Source organism: Niallia oryzisoli, assembly GCF_043641075.1.
Lineage (GTDB): Bacteria > Bacillota > Bacilli > Bacillales > Cytobacillaceae > Bacillus_BD > Bacillus_BD oryzisoli_A.
This window is the reverse complement of record NZ_JBHZRC010000013.1, coordinates 75932-94101: the sequence shown is the minus strand read 5'-3', so window position 1 is coordinate 94101 and position 18170 is coordinate 75932. Positions and strand designations below refer to the sequence as shown.

The 18170-nt window shown below is 40.8% G+C and carries 18 protein-coding genes; 4 read left to right on the top strand and 14 right to left on the bottom strand.

Annotated features, from left to right (window positions below):
- The first annotated feature begins 86 nt into the window (after positions 1-86).
- Entirely contained in the window at positions 87-770 is a 684-nt protein-coding gene (locus ACHUFV_RS23625; RefSeq protein ID WP_394238482.1) for a response regulator transcription factor, read from the top strand.
- The gene (locus ACHUFV_RS23620) at positions 763-2058 is read left to right on the top strand and encodes a sensor histidine kinase (RefSeq protein WP_394238480.1); all 1296 of its coding nucleotides are present in this window, start codon (positions 763-765) and stop codon (positions 2056-2058) included. Before ACHUFV_RS23625 ends, ACHUFV_RS23620 begins: the two co-directional genes overlap by 8 nt.
- 157 nt (positions 2059-2215) lie before the next feature.
- Here the strand turns inward: ACHUFV_RS23620 and scfB are convergent, their stop codons facing one another.
- Both scfB and scfA read right to left on the bottom strand, forming a co-directional pair.
- Complete coding sequence (scfB, locus tag ACHUFV_RS23615) at positions 2216-3613, bottom strand: thioether cross-link-forming SCIFF peptide maturase (protein WP_394238479.1); 1398 nt, start codon at positions 3611-3613, stop codon at positions 2216-2218.
- 66 nt (positions 3614-3679) lie between these two features.
- On the bottom strand, positions 3680-3829 hold the full coding sequence (gene scfA, locus ACHUFV_RS23610; protein WP_394238477.1) for a six-cysteine ranthipeptide SCIFF: 150 nt from the start codon (positions 3827-3829) through the stop codon (positions 3680-3682).
- 217 nt (positions 3830-4046) lie between these two features.
- On the opposite strand from scfA, the gene ACHUFV_RS23605 reads away from it, so the two are divergent.
- Entirely contained in the window at positions 4047-4745 is a 699-nt protein-coding gene (locus tag ACHUFV_RS23605) for a polyphosphate polymerase domain-containing protein (protein WP_394238475.1), read from the top strand.
- 89 nt (positions 4746-4834) lie between these two features.
- Complete coding sequence (locus ACHUFV_RS23600; RefSeq protein ID WP_394238473.1) at positions 4835-5518, top strand: DUF4956 domain-containing protein; 684 nt, start codon at positions 4835-4837, stop codon at positions 5516-5518.
- Between the two features lie 434 nt (positions 5519-5952).
- Here the strand turns inward: ACHUFV_RS23600 and ACHUFV_RS23595 are convergent, their stop codons facing one another.
- The 12 genes from ACHUFV_RS23595 to ACHUFV_RS23540 all read right to left on the bottom strand — a co-directional run bounded on the left by ACHUFV_RS23595 (position 5953) and on the right by ACHUFV_RS23540 (position 17763).
- Entirely contained in the window at positions 5953-7467 is a 1515-nt protein-coding gene (locus ACHUFV_RS23595; protein WP_394238471.1) for an acetyl-CoA hydrolase/transferase family protein, read from the bottom strand.
- A 131-nt stretch (positions 7468-7598) separates the two neighbouring features.
- Positions 7599-8243: a LytTR family DNA-binding domain-containing protein gene (locus ACHUFV_RS23590; protein WP_394238469.1), complete on the bottom strand. Its 645-nt coding sequence runs from the start codon at positions 8241-8243 to the stop codon at positions 7599-7601.
- A gap of 276 nt (positions 8244-8519) precedes the next feature.
- Positions 8520-9461: a sugar-binding transcriptional regulator gene (locus ACHUFV_RS23585; RefSeq protein WP_394238467.1), complete on the bottom strand. Its 942-nt coding sequence runs from the start codon at positions 9459-9461 to the stop codon at positions 8520-8522.
- Between the two features lie 390 nt (positions 9462-9851).
- Positions 9852-10631 (bottom strand): Cof-type HAD-IIB family hydrolase, encoded by a 780-nt coding sequence (locus tag ACHUFV_RS23580; RefSeq protein ID WP_394238465.1) that lies wholly within the window; start codon positions 10629-10631, stop codon positions 9852-9854.
- A 136-nt stretch (positions 10632-10767) separates the two neighbouring features.
- A complete protein-coding gene (locus tag ACHUFV_RS23575) occupies positions 10768-11448 on the bottom strand; it encodes a transaldolase family protein (protein ID WP_394238463.1) in 681 nt (226 codons plus the stop codon).
- A 93-nt stretch (positions 11449-11541) separates the two neighbouring features.
- Positions 11542-11904: a PTS glucitol/sorbitol transporter subunit IIA gene (locus ACHUFV_RS23570; RefSeq protein WP_394238461.1), complete on the bottom strand. Its 363-nt coding sequence runs from the start codon at positions 11902-11904 to the stop codon at positions 11542-11544.
- A gap of 93 nt (positions 11905-11997) precedes the next feature.
- Positions 11998-13014, bottom strand: coding sequence for a PTS glucitol/sorbitol transporter subunit IIB (srlE, locus tag ACHUFV_RS23565; protein WP_394238459.1), 1017 nt, complete (start codon positions 13012-13014; stop codon positions 11998-12000).
- 21 nt (positions 13015-13035) lie between these two features.
- The gene (gene srlA / locus ACHUFV_RS23560; RefSeq protein ID WP_394238457.1) at positions 13036-13590 is read right to left on the bottom strand and encodes a PTS glucitol/sorbitol transporter subunit IIC; all 555 of its coding nucleotides are present in this window, start codon (positions 13588-13590) and stop codon (positions 13036-13038) included.
- Positions 13591-13605: 15 nt separating this feature from the next.
- A complete protein-coding gene (locus tag ACHUFV_RS23555; protein WP_394238455.1) occupies positions 13606-14055 on the bottom strand; it encodes a transcriptional regulator GutM in 450 nt (149 codons plus the stop codon).
- A gap of 28 nt (positions 14056-14083) precedes the next feature.
- Positions 14084-16006, bottom strand: a complete 1923-nt coding sequence (locus ACHUFV_RS23550) for a BglG family transcription antiterminator (protein ID WP_394238453.1) — start codon at positions 16004-16006, stop codon at positions 14084-14086.
- A gap of 128 nt (positions 16007-16134) precedes the next feature.
- Positions 16135-16935, bottom strand: coding sequence for an SDR family oxidoreductase (locus ACHUFV_RS23545; RefSeq protein WP_394238451.1), 801 nt, complete (start codon positions 16933-16935; stop codon positions 16135-16137).
- A 243-nt stretch (positions 16936-17178) separates the two neighbouring features.
- On the bottom strand, positions 17179-17763 hold the full coding sequence (locus tag ACHUFV_RS23540; protein ID WP_394238449.1) for a hypothetical protein: 585 nt from the start codon (positions 17761-17763) through the stop codon (positions 17179-17181).
- Positions 17764-18170: the final 407 nt, after the last annotated feature.

Below are 18170 nucleotides of genomic sequence, written 5' to 3'. Positions count from 1 at the left end.
ATTTTTAAAAACGGATACTTGCATTTTTTGGATTTCGTCCTATAATCGAACTAATTCAATTGCTTTCTTAAAGAGGAGATTACATGATGAAATTGTTGATTATTGAGGATGATCGGTATCTTTCGGATACGATTCGCGAAACGACGGGGAATATGTTTGATGTGGAGCAGGCCTTTGATGGTGAAGAGGGTCTGTTTTTAGCGCAGCAGAATATTTTTGACATCATCATATTAGATATCATGATGCCGTATATGAATGGATATGAGGTTTTGCAGGAGCTGCGCAAAAGCGGGGTAATGACTCCGGTTGTGATGCTAACGGCCAAGGATGGAATTGATGATAAGATTCAAGGCTTTAAAGTGGGTGCGGACGATTATATCGTGAAACCCTTCCACCGCGAGGAGCTGTTGCTGCGCTTGGAAGCTGTTGTGAGAAGAGCAGGAGGCCAGCTTGAAGAACATACTCTTTCATTTAAAGAGTTAAAGCTTCATTTGAAAAATAAAACCGCTTCAATTGGCGGCGAAATGGTTCAACTTAACGGGAAGCAATTCGACCTACTAGAATACCTGATTAATAATAAAAATACGATTTTAACGAAGGAACAAATTTTTGACCGGATCTGGGGCTTTGAGTCGGATACGTCGACAACGGTTGTCGAGGTATACGCCAGCAAGCTACGAAAAAACTTGAAAGCATTCGGCTATGATCACTATATCAAAACCTTCCGCGGCTTAGGCTATATGCTGACCGATGGTGAAGAAAATGGCTAATCGAAACCTCTTCCGCAGTCAGCAGCTAAAATTTATGGTGTATAACCTAATTGCCTTTACAGTAATTTTCACCATCTTCGGCGTTATTATCTTTACACAGGTGCAAAGTACATTGTTTTCGAAAGCGGACGAGGAACTGAAATTATTTAAAGAAAAAATATCGGATGATATCCCTGACATGCATGGAAAGGGACCGGGTGAAGGCGAAGGGATGGATGATGGCGATCCTCCCCCGAAGGAACACCGTCTAAACCCGCGAATTATCGTCTTAAATTGGAATAAAGAAGGCGAAATCGTTAATTTAGACGAGATGGGAACTTCTTTTTACGAAAATTATTTACAGGATTTTTCCCTTGATAAATCAAAAATCGATACTATTACCAATACCGTTATCAACGATCAGTATCATTACAGATATCTTCTTTTCGAGGATCAGAATACGGACGACGAAATCGCGTACACGCAGCTGATGATGAATATTGATGCCGAACAAACAATCATTGACAACTTTGGAAAGCTGATTATTATTTGTTCCTTGATTTTTATCATTCTTTCGATTTCAGCAAGCTATATTTTATCGAAAAAAATGATGAAGCCAATTATTCATTCTTGGAACAAGCAAGGAGAGTTTGTCGAAAATGCTTCACACGAGCTGCGGACGCCGCTGACGATTATTCAAAATAAATTAGAGCTGCTGCTGACCGAGCCGAATGAAAAAATTATGAATAAGTTTGATAATATTGCCCTGAGTTTATCGGAAACAAGGCGTTTGTCGAAGCTCACGTCTGATTTGTTAACATTGGCTCGAGCCGATTCTGCGCAAACGGAGCTTGTGAAGAATCCGATTAAGACGGATACGTTTGTCAGTAATGTGTGTGCTCCTTATATGGAGATTGCCGAGTCGCAGGACAAGCATTTTTGGTTGAACCTAAACTGTTCGATTGACATGGAAGTAGATGAAACCCGCCTTCATCAGCTTCTGGTCATCTTGCTTGATAATGCGCTGAAGTATACGAGTGAGCATGACAGCATTGGCGTAAAAACCTATTGCGAGGATCACAAGTTTATTTTAGAGGTTACGGATACGGGGATTGGAATTAAGGAGGAGAATATTCCTTTTATCTTTGATCGTTTTTATCGTGAGGATAAAGCCCGGTCGCGGGAAACTGGCGGCTCCGGACTCGGGCTATCGATTGCCCAGTGGATTGTGGCGAAACATAACGGGAGCATTAAGGCTGTGCGGAATCAGCCGAAGGGAACTAGTTTTATTGTGAGGCTGCCATATTAGGAATCGGGTTAAGAACACACAGATTGGATGTGTGTTCTTTTTTATCTGCTATTTCCTTCACGCACGTTCAAAGTTTAGAATCTCATCTTCCAATTTAACTTATAAAACACAAAAGGACCTAAGTCTAACGCAGCTTAGGTCCCTCAATCATTTTTTCTTATTCTCCCTCTGCTATTTCCATCTCTCTAAACGATTCTGCCACCTTTACCATCATCGAGCATTCAATTCTCTTTTTAAAAATATCACAGCTGAAGCCGTGGGTTCCGTTGAGCGAGCCGGTTGCGTGTAGGTTATTGGCAGGACAGCCGCCGCTGCAGTATAGCTTTGCCCAGCAGTCCTGACATTCCGGCTTCGAGTAGCAGTTGCTTTCTTTAAATTGAGCTTGAATTTCTGGTTTTGTGATGCCGTCCCAGAGGCTGCCTAGCTTGAATGCCTCATCCCCGACGAACTGATGGCATGGGAAAATGTCGCCTGTTGGGGTGACAGCGAGATACTCGGTACCGGAGCCACAGCCGGAAATTCGCTTTTGTATACAAGGGCCTTCCGAAAGGTCAAGCATGTAATGATAGAAGGTAAACGGCTTTCCTTCCTCATCTCGCTTAATCATTTCATTCGCGAGAATCTCGTACTGTCGATAAATCTCAGGCAGGTCGTCCTCTGTTAGGGCATAAGGCTCCTTTGGATCCCCGATGACCGGCTCCATTGAAAGTTTATCAAAGCCAAGATCCGCGATATGAAAAATATCATTCGTGAAATCGACATTGTTATGTGTATAGGTTCCGCGTACATAATATTCCTTGTCGCCGCGCTTTTGGACAAACTCCTGGAACCTCGGAACGATATAGTCATAGCTGCCTTTTCCCGTGACGGTTTTGCGGAGTCTGTCATGGACCTCTTTGCGGCCATCCAGACTCAAAACCACATTATACATTTCCTCATTCAGGAATTCAGTGACCTCATCATCTAAGAGCATGCCGTTTGTGGTAAAGGTGAAGCGGAAAGACTTTTTGTACTCCTTTTCCTTGCTTCTTGCGTACGCGACAATCTGTTTGACCACCTTCCACGCCATGAGCGGCTCGCCACCGAAGAAGTCGATGTCAAGGTTTCGATGATGCCCGGAGTTTTCCAATAGGTAATCGACTGCTTTTTTTCCAACCTCAACGCTCATAATTGCTCGTTCACCGTTATATTTTCCCTGGCTGGCGAAGCAGTAGTCACAGGTGAGATTGCAGGTATGCGCGACATTGAGGCAAAGGGCTTTGACATAGGTCTTTCGATTTCTTACATCAATGGCGAGATTTTGATATTCGTCCTCTGTAAAAAGCTGGCCGCTCCCTTTTAGCTCCTCTACAGCAAGAATGGTTTCGAGGATTTCCCCTTCTGAAATGGAGGCATCATTTACATATTTTTCTAACATACGTTTCATGATTTCTTCTGGTGAGGTTGACTCATAAAGCTCAATAACATCAAAGGCAAGGTCATCGACCACATGCACCGATCCGCTATAGGTATCAAGTACGATGTTGTAGCCGTTAAGTTTATATTGATGGATCATATCGTTCTCCTTTTTTCAAAAAAATTGCCGCCCAGCTGCAGTCAGTTGGGCGGTTCCATCGGGATCCTATCTGTTTCGTGTGTTTTCACACTTCTGATTGGCAATCCCGCAGGACGTTTTGCACGCTGACTGGCAGGATGTCTGACATGCGCCGCAGCCTCCATGTAGTGCGGTATCCATCAGTTTACGTGTACTTAGAGTTACGATTCTTTTCATAAAAGAAAACTCCCTTTTGAAATAGTCTTTGGAAAAAGTGACAAATTTGTGAACCTATTCACATATGTACTTCAAGGATAATTTTAGCAATTACCCCACTTTCCGTCAATTCATTATCAAGTGATGTATCCTAATAAAATTTTTCTAAAATCATTTAAGGTTTGTTTAAGGTTCTTCCTTAATAATGTGAAACATAGAGCTTGAGGGAGTGATGAAAATGAAAGCAATGAGCCTTAATGGTGTACAAGGCCGCCATGAGCTAAAGCATGAATTAACCAATTCAGATTGCTATCTGCTTCGAAATAGATTAAAGCACTTTATGGAGGTGGATCCCCATGCCAATCAAGATGGTAAATATCTGATACGCAGCGTCTACTTTGATAACTTCGATAATAAGGTGCTAATGCAGAAAAAAGAGGGCTTTTTTGAACGAGATAAGTTTCGCGTTAGGCTGTATGACTATAAAATGGATTTTCTCAATCTGGAAAAAAAGAGCAAGCGAAATAATTTAACCTATAAACAAAAATGCCGGATGACACCTGCCGAGTATGAGCAAATCAGAAGGGATGACATTAATTGGATGGAGCAGGACAATCGGCCACTCATCCGAGATCTCTACCACCAAATGATGTTATTCAGATTAAAACCGATGACTGTGGTTGATTATGAGCGGGAGGTTTTTATTTATCGGTACGGAAATGTGCGGGTTACCTTTGACGGCAATATTAAAACAAGCTTTCGAAACAACGATGTGCTGAATCCGGATTTGGCGATGGTTGAAACCAATCCAGAAGTCGTGATCCTTGAAGTGAAATATGATGAATTTTTGCCAGATGTGATTAAGCAATTGCTTCAGATTGGTGACAGACGGAGAGGAACGTATTCAAAATACCAGATTAGCAGGATGTATGGGTAATAGAATACACCGAGGCCAGGAATGCCGTGCGGCGGCAGCTTGAATTGTTTTCATGCAGCAACAAAACATAATAACTTGGAGGAATTAAAGTGGAAACGTTAAATTTTAACGATGTATTTAAATCTAGCTTCCTAGAAAAAACAGCAAGCTTTTCAATTGTTGATACACTGATTGGATTAGGAGTAGCCTTTGGACTCGGATTATTTATCTACTGGGTCTATAAAAAGACGTTCTCAGGTGTGATTTACTCACATACTTTCAATATTTCATTGATTGTCATGACCATGGCCACTGCCATCATTATTATGGGAATTTCGTCAAATGTTCTATTATCACTAGGTATGGTCGGTGCATTGTCCATTGTGCGCTTTAGAACACCTATTAAAGATCCATTGGATATTGTTTATATCTTCTGGGGAATTGTAGCTGGTATTCTATGCGGGGCGGGCTTTATTCTGTTATCTATTATTGGGTCCATTGCGATTGGGCTTGTGCTTCTTTTCTTTATTAACCGAGTTACGGTTGATAATCCTTATTTAGTAGTCATTCGATATAATGAAACATCCATAGAAAACTCATTAGAGCATGTGATTTCCGGGCATGCCAAAAAGCATTGTATTAAATCAAAATCAATTATGCCGGGAAATGATTTTGAGGTAACCTATGAAGTTCGTGTAAAGGGTAATGATATGAGCTTTATCAATAATATCTCATCCATTGATGGGGTTAAATCTGCCATTATGTTAAGCTATGATGGGAATTTTACAGCTTAATCGACACGAGGTTGGTTGAATTCAGCCCAAAAATTGAAAAGCTAACAAAAAGAAAGCCAGCAGCTGTTTTCCGTCAGCTGCTGGCTAAGCGCAGTATATAAAATATAGAAGGAAAAGAAATAAACCGATGGGGGAAAAACCCACCATGCGGGTAAAACAACATTGATAAGGGAATCAACGACATAAGTTAACCTAAACTAACGGGGATTGGACGCCCGTCAGAGTAAAGCGTTAAAGCGCTGGGGGACTGTCCCCCATTATGGTAATGCATTAAAGTAATAGGGATATGACCCCTATATGTTTTCGTTTGAATCCAGCGGGGGCATGGCCCCCATTATGTTAAGCGGTATTCCATTGGGGGTACCCACCCCTTTAAGCTTTGTTTGACCATATAGTCCCCCAATGGATTAGGCTTTTATATGTGAACCGTTATATTATACGGTTGCTGGTACTTTTTGCAGCATTGTGCCTGTTTTGGCAAAGTCTGTGTGCCATGAGAAGGCTTTTTCTAGAACGTGAGGTGTTTGACCGCCTCTTGTTAAGGCTTCCTCATAGTATTCACGCAGCTGGTCACGATACATTGGATGTGCGCAGTTTTCGATAATGAGTTCGACTCTTTCTCTTGGCGCTAATCCGCGTAGGTCTGCATATCCTTGCTCTGTCACAATGACATCGACATCGTGCTCCGTATGGTCTACGTGTGAAACAAATGGGACGATACTTGAAATATTTCCACCTTTAGCAATTGATTTGGTAACAAAGATTGCTAAGCGGGCATTTCTCGCAAAGTCACCGGATCCGCCAATTCCGTTCATCATTTTTGTACCTAATACATGAGTGGAGTTGACATTTCCGTAAATATCTAATTCTAATGCTGTATTTATAGAAATTAATCCGAGTCGGCGGATGATTTCAGGATGGTTCGAAATCTCCTGCGGACGCATCATTAATTTATCGCGATATTGCTCAAAGTTATTGAATACCTGGTCCATTTTTTCTTCAGAAAGTGTAATGGAGCAGCAGGAAGCAAAGTTTACTTTTCCGGCATCGATTAAATCAAATACCGCATCCTGTAATACCTCAGAATATACGGTTAGGTTTTCAAACTCTGAATCGATCATTCCATGAAGAACCGCATTAGCTACAGATCCAATACCAGATTGTAATGGTGCTAAGCTGTTTGTTAAACGGCCGTCTTCCACTTCATTGCGAAGGAAGCTGATTAAATGCTGTGCCATGATTTGTGTTTCTTCATCAGGCTGTACAATCGTTGATGGAGAATCAAGCTGATTGGTAAACACAATGCCTTTTATTTTTTCAACATCAACAGGAATTCCACTTGTGCCGATTCGATCATCCGGTTTTACAAGCGGAAGCGGCTGGCGAGCTCCTTGTTTTCCAGGCTCATATAAATCATGAAGCCCTTCTAGTTGTTCAGATTGAGCCATATTAAGCTCAATAATGATTGTCTTTGCATTTAAAGCAAATGTTAAGGAATTACCAATAGATGTAGTTGGAATCACCATTCCATCTTCAGTGATGGCAACAGCTTCTAAAATAGCCACATCAATATCCAATACATTCGCACGGATCAATTCAGCTGTATGAGAAAGGTGTTGGTCAACAAATAAAAATTCACCTTGGTTGATCCCTTTTCGCATGGTAGCATCTGCTTGGAACGGTAATCTTTTTCCAACAATACCAGCTTCAGCAAATAATTTATCGACGTCGGAACCTAACGAAGCTCCTGTATAGACATTTACTTTAAAAGATTCGTCATCCTTAACCCGATTTACAAGCGCGATTGGAACCGCTTTCGCATCACCTGCACGTGTAAATCCGCTTAAGCCTAACGTCATACCACTTTCAATCCAAGATGCTGCTTCTTCAGGTGTCACTACTCGGTCTCTTAGACGCTGGTCTCTAATTCGCTCCAACTTATTCTCCATATTTGATCCCTCTCTTAATGACTAGATATTTATCATTTTACTTATCCATGTCATTAAGTGTAGATTTTTGGCACACAATACCCAATTTTCAGAATAAAACAGCAAAATTCGACACCAAAACAGGAGAGTTATTAGAATCCTAGCAATTTTCGGAAATAACTGGAATAGGATTGGCTGACAGGCACCCTTTCTCCATTATCCATAGATAGCACAAACGTAGAGTGGGTATCAGGATAAATCGCCTCAATATGATTCACATTGACAATAAACGAGCGGTGGCAGCGGATAAAGGAGTCCTTCGGAAGCAGGTATTCAAATTCCTGCAGTGTGTTTTTGTGCGTTCCCGTAACTTGTCCAGCATAGACGGTCGTCTTCTTATCCTTTGCTTCCATATAAACTACTTTTCCAAAAGGGATCGGTATCCAGCCATCAGAGCTTTTTACTGTAACGACCGATTTCCCATCGGATAGGGCAGGATAAATCGATGTCACACAGCCTTGAAGCTGACCATTATGAAAAAAAGGCACAGCCATCCCGTGATAGGGAACTCCAAACACATCTCGGTCAATAAATTCGGAGACCTTTTGCTTCGCTTGTAACGCTTTAAAGGCCATCGTTCCTTCCTTCACTGGGTCACCTGGTCTGATTTTTAAATCAATCCGTTTACTCGGTCGATAATAAAGATAATTCGTTGTATTTGACACTACAATGGAAATTTCATCAGAAAAAACTTCCCCAATTACATCCAATAATGAACCTAAATTTATTTCCTTCATCGTGTGATCACCTCGTCACTATTATACTACGATTGGAAAAAACAAGCATTTGGAAAGTAAAAAAACACCTAGATTAGGTGTTTTTACGCTGATGCTTTATTGATATATTTTTTTCGATTAAAGCTCCGAGATATCATTGGAATATTGGGTCTAGATTTTATGTATGATTAAAAGGGACGGGGCGGGCCTCATCTTCAAACACCTATTAAGTAGTTCTTTTCATAGCATATATAAATTTTGGAAGTAACTATACTTATTTTTCATGTCTTAATCTATCTAAAGTAAGGAATCAGCTGTATGCTCATCGATTATCAAGCTATCAATATAGCCTCCATCTAAAGCCGCTTTCACACTTTCTGCCTTATAAGTACCTTCTACCACCGCAATCACAAAAGGAATTTCCTTTAATTGATGTAATGCGAGACCAATCACACGCTGATTTAGTGGATGCTGTACAAGTTCACCATGTTGATCAAAAAAACAGGAACCGATATCCCCTACTGCCCCTGCCTTCTTTAAATTCCGTAGATCATCCTCTTTCAAATAACCAATCTCTTTCATGGTTGACCCACTGTATGGATTTCCAATACCAATTACTGCCACTTCAACATTTTTTGCTTCTTCTAACACTAAGGAAATATCCTCCATCGTTATTAATCGCTCTTTCAATTCTTCAGTTTTTACGATTGCAGGCGCGTACAAGTAAGAACAACTACCATTCATTTTTTTTGCAAGTTCATATGCTAGTTGATTTGCATGAATGTCGACACTTTTTGTCCCCATTCCTCCAACTAATGGAACAATGTTAATATGATCCCGTTTCTCATAAGGGTATTCTTTAACCACTTCCGCTAGTGTCTTTCCCCATGAGATACCTAGTTGTTTAATGGAAGGTGTTAAATTTTTTGCCAAATACTGGGCAGCCACTTGTCCCACATTCTTTCGAACCATTGAGGGATTTGTATCTCTAACCGGAACAACAATAACTTCCTCTAATTGAAATTTTTTCTCTAGTTCTCTTTCTATCTGTACGGTATACTGGCTTTCGTCTCGAATATAGACTCCAACTATGTTCTCATCTTTTGCTTTTTGAAGCATTTTTGAAATAACAGGACGAGAGACACCTAATTTCTTAGCAATTTGCTGCTGGGTCCATTCTTCTAAATAATATAAATTGGCTACCTTTACCAGCTGACGTCTTTCTTCCCAACTCAACATTCTATCGCCTCCTTTTTTAAAAAAATTGGTTACTGCTATTATTTGCATACATTTATGTGTCTGTTTTTTTGTAAAAACAAGCAGTAATTACCCGACAAACAAGTCCTTATTTTTATAAATAATACAACAAAATACATAGGTTTAGAAGAAGGGGAAATGAGTGGTATTTTTAGGGGAGGATTATTTGTGAATAAATTTGATGATTAAACAGTGGCAAGTTGTATATATTTATTTGTACAGAAAGTGATTAATCTCCGAAAATTAGCGTACCACCCTTTTTCGAATAATTTAGCTTGTAGAATAAAAAACTGAGTCAAACCCTGAAAGGGTCATTAACTCAGTCATCTTTTCTATTAATATCTAAGGAAGCAATAGAACCGTCCCCCTGCTTTATTTTAATAAGCCGCATAGGCGGAGACCGTTGGATATGCCGTGTTCGTTGTTTGAGGTGGTGATATAGGCTGCAGTCTGCTTTAGGATGTCAGCAGCATTTCCCATTGCTACCGGATGTTTGACAAGATCGAACATTTCGAGGTCATTTAAGCCGTCACCGAATGCAAAAGTATTTTCCGGCGATAATTTCTTTAAGGATAGCAGCTGCTCAATTCCGGTTGCTTTGGATGAGCCTGCAGGATAGATATCACAGCCGTACGGTGAATTCCTGACAAATTGGAAGTATGGGAATCGCTCCTGGTAATGGACTTCTTCTCCCTCTTCACAGAAAATCAGCATCAAATGAATCGGCTCATTTTGATACAGACCATTGTCAACCTCTGGATATTCTCCGCCAACCCGCATGTAATTTTTCCTAATCAGCTCAGAGTCACCGGTTGTTACGGTTATTTTTTCTGCATTATAGAAGGCCATCTCATGCCCGTTGCGGGAGGCCTCTGCATGCAGAGCTAATACTTCGTCCACCTTTAACGGATTTTCGTAAATCACTTCTCCGTTATAAACCACATATTGCCCATTCATTGCAACACTGGAGGTGATTCCTGTCGCTTCCAGGACATATTCAATTTCGTGAATCGCACGGCCGGTTGCAATCACCGGCTCTACTCCCTGCTCACTAATCCTTTTAATCGCTTCAATGGAGCTTGCTGCAACCTGTAAATCACTCGTTAACAAGGTTCCGTCTAAATCAAAAAATACCACTCGTTTATCTGACATGTTTCCCCTCCGAAAATACTTTTTTTATAAAAAAACAGGCAGTGTGCCGGCCATTAAGTCATTCAGTATGGATCACATAATGACCACGTACACCGCCAACCTTTCAACACAAATGTGCCTCTATCCAGCTATTGAATTAAGAGTTTACTAGACTCGTTTTATCGCTTCCGTACGTCTTTTGCCACTGGCTCTTAAAGTCAGCAACATCAGCTGGTGTCGCTGGGAAAGCAATAAATTTCTCAATTAAATCAGGGCCGACTGTAACCGTATGGGCACCAGCAAGGCAGACATCATGTACCTGCTGAACATTCTTAAAGCTTGCAGCGATGATTTCCGTTGGAAGCTGGTAAGCCGCATAAAGCTTAGCGATTTCTGCTACCACGTTCACACCATTCCCGGTTAAATTATCAATGCGGTTTACATATGGTGCCACATAGTTAGCCCCGGCCATTGCAGCCATTAGCGCTTGAAATGCGGTATAGACTGTTGTAGCCAGTGTTGGAATATTCTCAAGCGTTAATAGTTTGATTGCTTTCAATCCTTCGTCTGTAACCGGAATTTTGACAATCACTTTACCCGGCAGCTCACTAGTGATAAATTTTGATTCTTCGACAATTTCCTCGGAAATATCACCGATGGATTGGACAAATAATTCCTTCTCTTCCCCGATAATTTCACGGATTTCTCTCAAAACCTCTAAGTATGGACGGTTTTCTTTTACAAGAATGGATGGATTCGTTGTCACACCGGCAATAGGAAAATACTCGTTTAAGCGGGCAATTTGTTTTACATCTGCCGAATCAATATACAGTCTCATATTTATTCCTCCTATAGAAAAAGGCTTAACCTATAAAAGATTAAGCCCATTATTTTAAAGAATCCCCTATTAAATCATTGAATCGAAATGGTGTTAACCTACAATCTTTAGTTCTGTGCCCTCTTCAATTACAGGGATCTCTTTATTTTCTAAGTAAAGAGTTCCTGGAAGCTCCGCTGATGCTGAGCCGTCAAAACGAAGAGTGATGTGACCTAAAGTGGTCAGGTTTCGTTGAACAAGATTTCCGACAGACGTAATTTCAAATGAATCATTGTTGATAAAAAGCGTTTGTCCGGCTTTGATTTCTCCATCTGTATCCAAAACATTAATGTTATAACAGAAATCCTTTAAATCCTGTGGAGCTTCTGTTCCAAATAAGATAAACATTTTCTCCTCTAAAAATGAATTCGCTAACGGTCCTACATTAATCACTTTGTTTTCATAAATTGTTTTCATATTATACGGCATCCTCAAAGTGCGATGCCATCCGCCTCCTTTGTTACGTATACTTATGTTACTCATGTCGATTTATAGTGTACTCATTTATTCTTACTCATATAGACCAAAGCTTGCAAGCCATGCTACTAATACCCTCGGTACCCCGATGAGGAACCTTGAATAAAGAACAGACGGAACACCAACCTCAACTGTTTCAGCTTCCGCTTCAGCAAGACCTAAGCCTACTGGGATAAAGTCACAGGCATTTTGTGTGTTGATAGCGAATAATGCTGGAAGTGCTAAGCTTGGAGGAATGTTCCCTTTACCAATTTCAACCCCGATCAATGTACCGATAACCTGTGCAATAACACCGCCTGGTCCAAGTAATGGGGATAAGAAAGGTAATGAACAAACAAATCCGATTAACAATAGTCCCCAAATATTACCTGCAAGCGGCGACATCACTTTCGCAAAGACGTTACCAATTCCTGAACCTTGGATTATTCCAATCAATAATGCTACAAACGCCATGAATGGAATGATGGTATTGATCATCGTTTGAACGGCATCACGAGCTGCTTGATAGAACGTGTTGATTACTTTACCAGCACCAAGTCCGAACTTTGTGATGATGCTATTATTTTTCTTGTCAGCAAGTGTTTGTGAAACCTTTTTGTTCGAACTGTACTTATATTCTCTTTCCGGTTGCTTAGAAACCTGTTCTGCAGCAGCTGCTACAGGTGCTGCCGCTCCACCGACAGTTGTAATTTGCTCCACATCAACAGCTGATACATAAATATCTTCTGTAATGAATTTCGCTAACGGACCGGTTTTACCAGTTGGCATGATGTTGATAGTTGGAATCCGTTTTTGCGGATAAATACCGCAGCGTAAAGTTCCCCCGCAATCGATGATCGCCACCATAATCGATTCATCCGGAACCGATGTTTGGAATCCGTTCACCGGTTCGCCTCCCGTTAATTCAGCAATTTTATCAACAATTGCAGGCTTTGAACCGCCCCCAGTAATATAGACAATTTTATTTCTTTCAGCAGTCGGAGTAATGGTTAACGGACCGCCGAAACCGCCGCTGCCTCTCTCAACTTTTATAGAACGATATTCAGTCATAATAGATACCTCCCCTGGATTCTAGTGATGTAATGTTTGTACTTCTGTTTTTAATTTAATGCCTTGTTGTTTTTCAACCATTTTTGTAGTAAAGTCCGTAATCCAGCCAGCAAAGAAATTCATCACTAAACCGACTAGCATATAGCGGATAGCCAGCTCTAAAGTACTTAATCCAAGTGTTTCAATACCTGCTGCGATTCCAAGGAAAATAAATAATTCACCTGGGTTGATATGAGGAAATACACCATTACTTGTGTGACAGAAATAGGCACCTGATGCATAATAGCTTGGCTTATATTTTTCTGGTAAAAAACGTCCTAATGATAGAGCCATTGGGTTACCTAGCATAAATGATCCAATAAATGGAAGAACCATATATCTTAAAAGCGGGTTTTTCCCGGAAGCCTTCGCAAGTTTGTTAATTCTTTGCTCTCCGATGATTTGAATCAATGCATTCATTGCAACGATTAATAGTAATACGACTGGAACAATGCTTGTCATCCATGAAATGAATGTTTCTGCACCCGTTTGAAATAATTTCATAAAGCCTTCTGCCAATTTAATGAGAATATCCATAAATTTCACCTCTTATTATTTTTTTACTGCCACCATGCGTTCTGCTTTCACCATCATGTTCCGAAATAAGCTGCTTTTTTCCTGAATCACGCCACCGCTCATGATGATCTTGTAGTTAGAAACTGCATCCTGAATGGCTGCTTTTAGTAGCTTATTGCAATGAGTCATGTCCTCTTCGTTTAGATGACGGATGTTTTTATCCTCAAAGCCGTGCAAATCCCTGAAGGTTGCCATGACTGTAACTCCTTGCATTTTCTTGGCCTTTAAAATTCTGCCGCTTTTGGAGACTGCAAAGAGAACAATGGTTCCGGATCGAATTTTTCCAGGCTTCTTTCCAATTGCCACTTTCCCGATCCTTCGCATTTCTGCATACGCTTTCGAAAAATGCTTGATTTGGAGGAAACCGAGCCCCATTTGTACAGCGAATGCGCCCGCCATAAAAATGATAATCATGATCATATTCATTCGTTTCACTTCCTTACGTTTGATTCAGTTAGAACCTTTTGTTATTCTCCAGATATTTCGAAAACTCTTCATAGCTCTTTGAGCCAGCTAATTGTTCGACAAGCTGCTCGTCAGCTGAAATCTTAATAATTTCGTCATAAATTTTCACTAAAAGACCTGCGTCATTTTCTGTTTGCTCTGGAATACCTAATAGAAAGACCAGTTTTATTTCCTTACCATCCGCCTGTGCCTGTTTCGGAAACACACCCACTGCCAATTGAATCTGCTCAGAGACGGTTTGAATCGTATGCGGCAGAGCGATGTAGCGGTCAAATACCATCGAACCCTTTTCAGCCCTTTCGATTAGCCGTTGTTTAAAGCCTTCATCAAAGCAGCCTTTTTTGGTCATTTCCTCTGTCATGACCAAAACGTTTTCGCTATAGCCTTTCGTACTGTCTAATCGGAAAAATTTAGCCTCGTTCGTTAACATCTTAATAATTGAATGATGATTGCCCTCGTCCTTCAGCTTAAATTTTTGCAGATAGGTCACTTTTTCAATCTGCTTTGACACTCGTTTTTCATCGAATATCTCATTAATCATGATTAACGGTGTCTCGAGTTCATAGGCTGGTGTGACAGTCGAAAAGACAATATCGTATTGGTTCATCAGCTCTTTTGTAGCCTCCGCTACTGAAAAAAGGTCAATCTCTGTATTTTGATTCAGGACACGCTGCAATTGAATAGCAAGTAGTCTGGCCGTCCCCCGCCCTGTTCCGCAGATAACAGCAACCCGCTGCAAGCGTTTCGTTTTTACCTCGCTTTGAGTGATAAACACTCCGAAATAAAAAGCAATATACCCCAGCTCGTCTTCGGAAACCTTCAAACCGTATTCCTTTTCAATCACTTGGCCGGCAATTTCAGCCATTTTATAGGCAACCGGATATTTTTCCTTTACATCTGCCAGCATTGGATTCTTAATCCTGATATCAAACGTAATCCGATTCAGCATGAACGTCAGGTGATATTTTAAATCCTCAAAAAACGATTCATTTTCAGCAATGATTTCTTTTTTAAAACCAACCTGCTCCATAATTTGTTCTAAGAGCCTGTTTACATCATCCGTGATTTGGATTTCTGCCATTGTTCGGTTGTTTGTAGGAGTCCGTCTGCCTGCAATCGGCAATGTGATAAACAGGATTTCCTGCTCCGGTATGTGAATCGGCAGCTTTCTTTCAATCATAGCTGCGATTTCCTTTGCTATTTGATAATCGTTGGTATCAAGCAGTTTTTCGTGTTTGCCATTCATTTGTTCAATCGGATGATTCTTTAGGAGACGGTCCAGCATGACAATCACTGACTGCAGCAATCTTTTTTGCGTAGTCGCTTCAAAATCATGATGATTGGCAATGATCCGAATCTCTTCTTCAATATCGTTATCCAATGGATTGTCGCTGTATAGGTAGTCATACACGTTATCAAGGATAAAGTAGCGCAGATCCAGCTCATTTCCTTTTAAAAACATCCCGTTGTTCGGCTTCCCTTGAATTGATAAATGGTAGGTTTCAAGAACAACAGCAGCCCTTTTCAACACATTCACAAGGGTTGATCGGCTAAGATTCATCTCATACGCCCATTCATCAAGTGTGTTATTCTCCTCAGTGTTAAGCAAGCGGTCAATGATAAAGGCAATCCGTCGTGTCGGAGAATCCTGCTCCGTATTCTCTTCATTGACACCTTGCAGGAGTTCCTCAAACACTGGCTGATTTTCAATTGTCAACCTGAAGCCCTTACCCCGCTCATTCTCCAGTACTGCTATTCCCTCAAGGTCACTGTTAAGCTGCTTGATATCATTTCGGATTGTTCGAGTACTGACCCCGATTGTTTCTGCCAGATAATCCAACGTGCAGTACGTTTTCTTGCTGGTCAGTTCAAGGATTCGAACAGTCCGTTCATCCATTATGAATTCAGACATGTATTTCACCACCTTACTTTTAAAATGAATGTTATCTTTGGTTTACATCCGTTCATTTCCCTTCGGTGCGGCCTCTGCTAACATTCATTCTTTAAAAGAAAGGCTTCCCTTCTAACCTTGAATCCCTATTAACCGCGGGATTTACCGCCTGAGATATTAACCGTTGTTCCTGTTACATAGCTTGAACGGTCTGATGAAAGGTAGGATACTAAATCGCCAATTTCCTTTAATTGTCCTTCTCGGCCAAGAGGAATGGATTTACTATAATCTGTATTTAAACCATCTACTGTAACACCACGAGTATAAGCAAGTGCTTCATTATAAGCATTAGTTCTTAAGCCTGTTGCTTCCATAATTCCAGGGGCAATTGCTACAACACGGATATTATATTTACCTAATTCCTTTGCCCAAGCGCGAGTGAAGGATATCACGGCACCCTTTGTCGCAGAATAGCAGCTTTGTCCGGCAGAGCCTTCCTGACCTGCTTCTGATGCCACGTTGACAATAACACCTTTGTTTTGCTTCAGCATTTGCTTGGCAGCTGCCTGTGAACATAGGAAAGGTCCTTTTTGATTAACGGCTACCATAAAGTCAAAGTCTTTTTCGCTTAATTCGTATTCAGGCTTTTCACCTTGTACATCCACTAGTAAGCGCGGCAGATTAACACCGGCATTATTAACTAGGATGTCCACTGAGCCAAACAATTCAACCGTTTTGGCAATCATTTGGTCAACGCTTTCTTTTTTCGTTACATCACATTTTATAAAATAAGTGCCGTCAGCCTGCTTGCCTTCTTCAACATTCAGATCAGACACAACCACTGTCGCACCATTGTTTAATAATTCTTTTGCAATATGCAATCCAATTCCGGAGGCACCGCCTGTTACGATTGCAACTTTACCTTCTAATTCCAGCCATGATTGACTCATGTTTTTCTCCTCCTCATTTGAAACGTTTTATCTGATGTACTCAGTATAGAAATTTTTATCCGAAACATTAATACAGTGTTTTTCACTTAAATGTGAAAACGATTGCTCTAATGAAAATAGAAGAAGCAGAGGGGCGGTTCTATTGCTTCCACTGGAATCAATAGAACCGCCCCTCTGCTTCGAACCTGCATCCAACGTGGGAGGATGACACATTAGATGTCGGCAAATTAAATGTTATTAGAATTATGGCTTGATGCTTTGTATCACCTGTTCAGGCTTTGCTCGAAATACAGGGTACTCCATGCCATTCTGCCGGACAGTTTCACCATTATTTGTGAATCCCATTTTGGGAAGCACATTTTCTCCCTCGGGACTTACGGCAAATCCACCGATTTCTTTGATTTGGATACCTTTTTCATGAAGTCGATTTAATTCGGTTGGGATATCCTTTATGACAAGGCTGGCATATTCCTTTCGGCGTTCATCGTGAATATCAACGATAAGCGTAATAAAGTAAAGATACACCTCAGTCGGCTGGTGATAGGTCTGCAGATGCTTTCCAATCTCATATTCACTGAGTTTTCCTTCCAGAATGGCTGTGTAGGCCTCCTTGTTCATGGGAAATAGGCTGTACATACCTTTCACGCCCTCAGGAGTTTTTAAAATGCGGTAGATTTCAGGATTTTTTAGTAAAATCATCTTTAGGATGTCCGGGGAAACATGCCACTCTTTTGGATAGACCTTGTCATTTAAGGCGGACATCCCTTCGCAATCCTGGAGCTGGGCTGTTGTCATTTCGTAATTTTGTATGTAGGTGTTGCGGTTCATTGAGTTTTACCTCCGTTTTTACTGAATGGGTTGGTTTTGTTAGAAAGGATCCTGAAAGATGAGCTTGTTATTTTTATCTTGTGCTGGTTTATGTAGTATAGTATTGACTTTGAATTGGATACTATGTTCTAACTACTGTTATTCTACTATATAAATTGGGGTGGGCGAATGGGGCCAGAATTGATACCCAAAGCTTATTGCTGTTTCTTCGAATGGGAAACAAGGGAGTATTCTGATGACCTTTTAATGGCTGGATTGTGGGAACGGGCTTCAAGAGCTTGTTCTGATGAACTTTTTCTTGGCTTCAATGTGGGAATGGGCACCAAGTCCGCGTTCTGATGACCTTTTTCCTGTCTCCAATGTAGGAACGGGCATCAAATGCCCTTTCTGATTACCTTTTCCTTCGT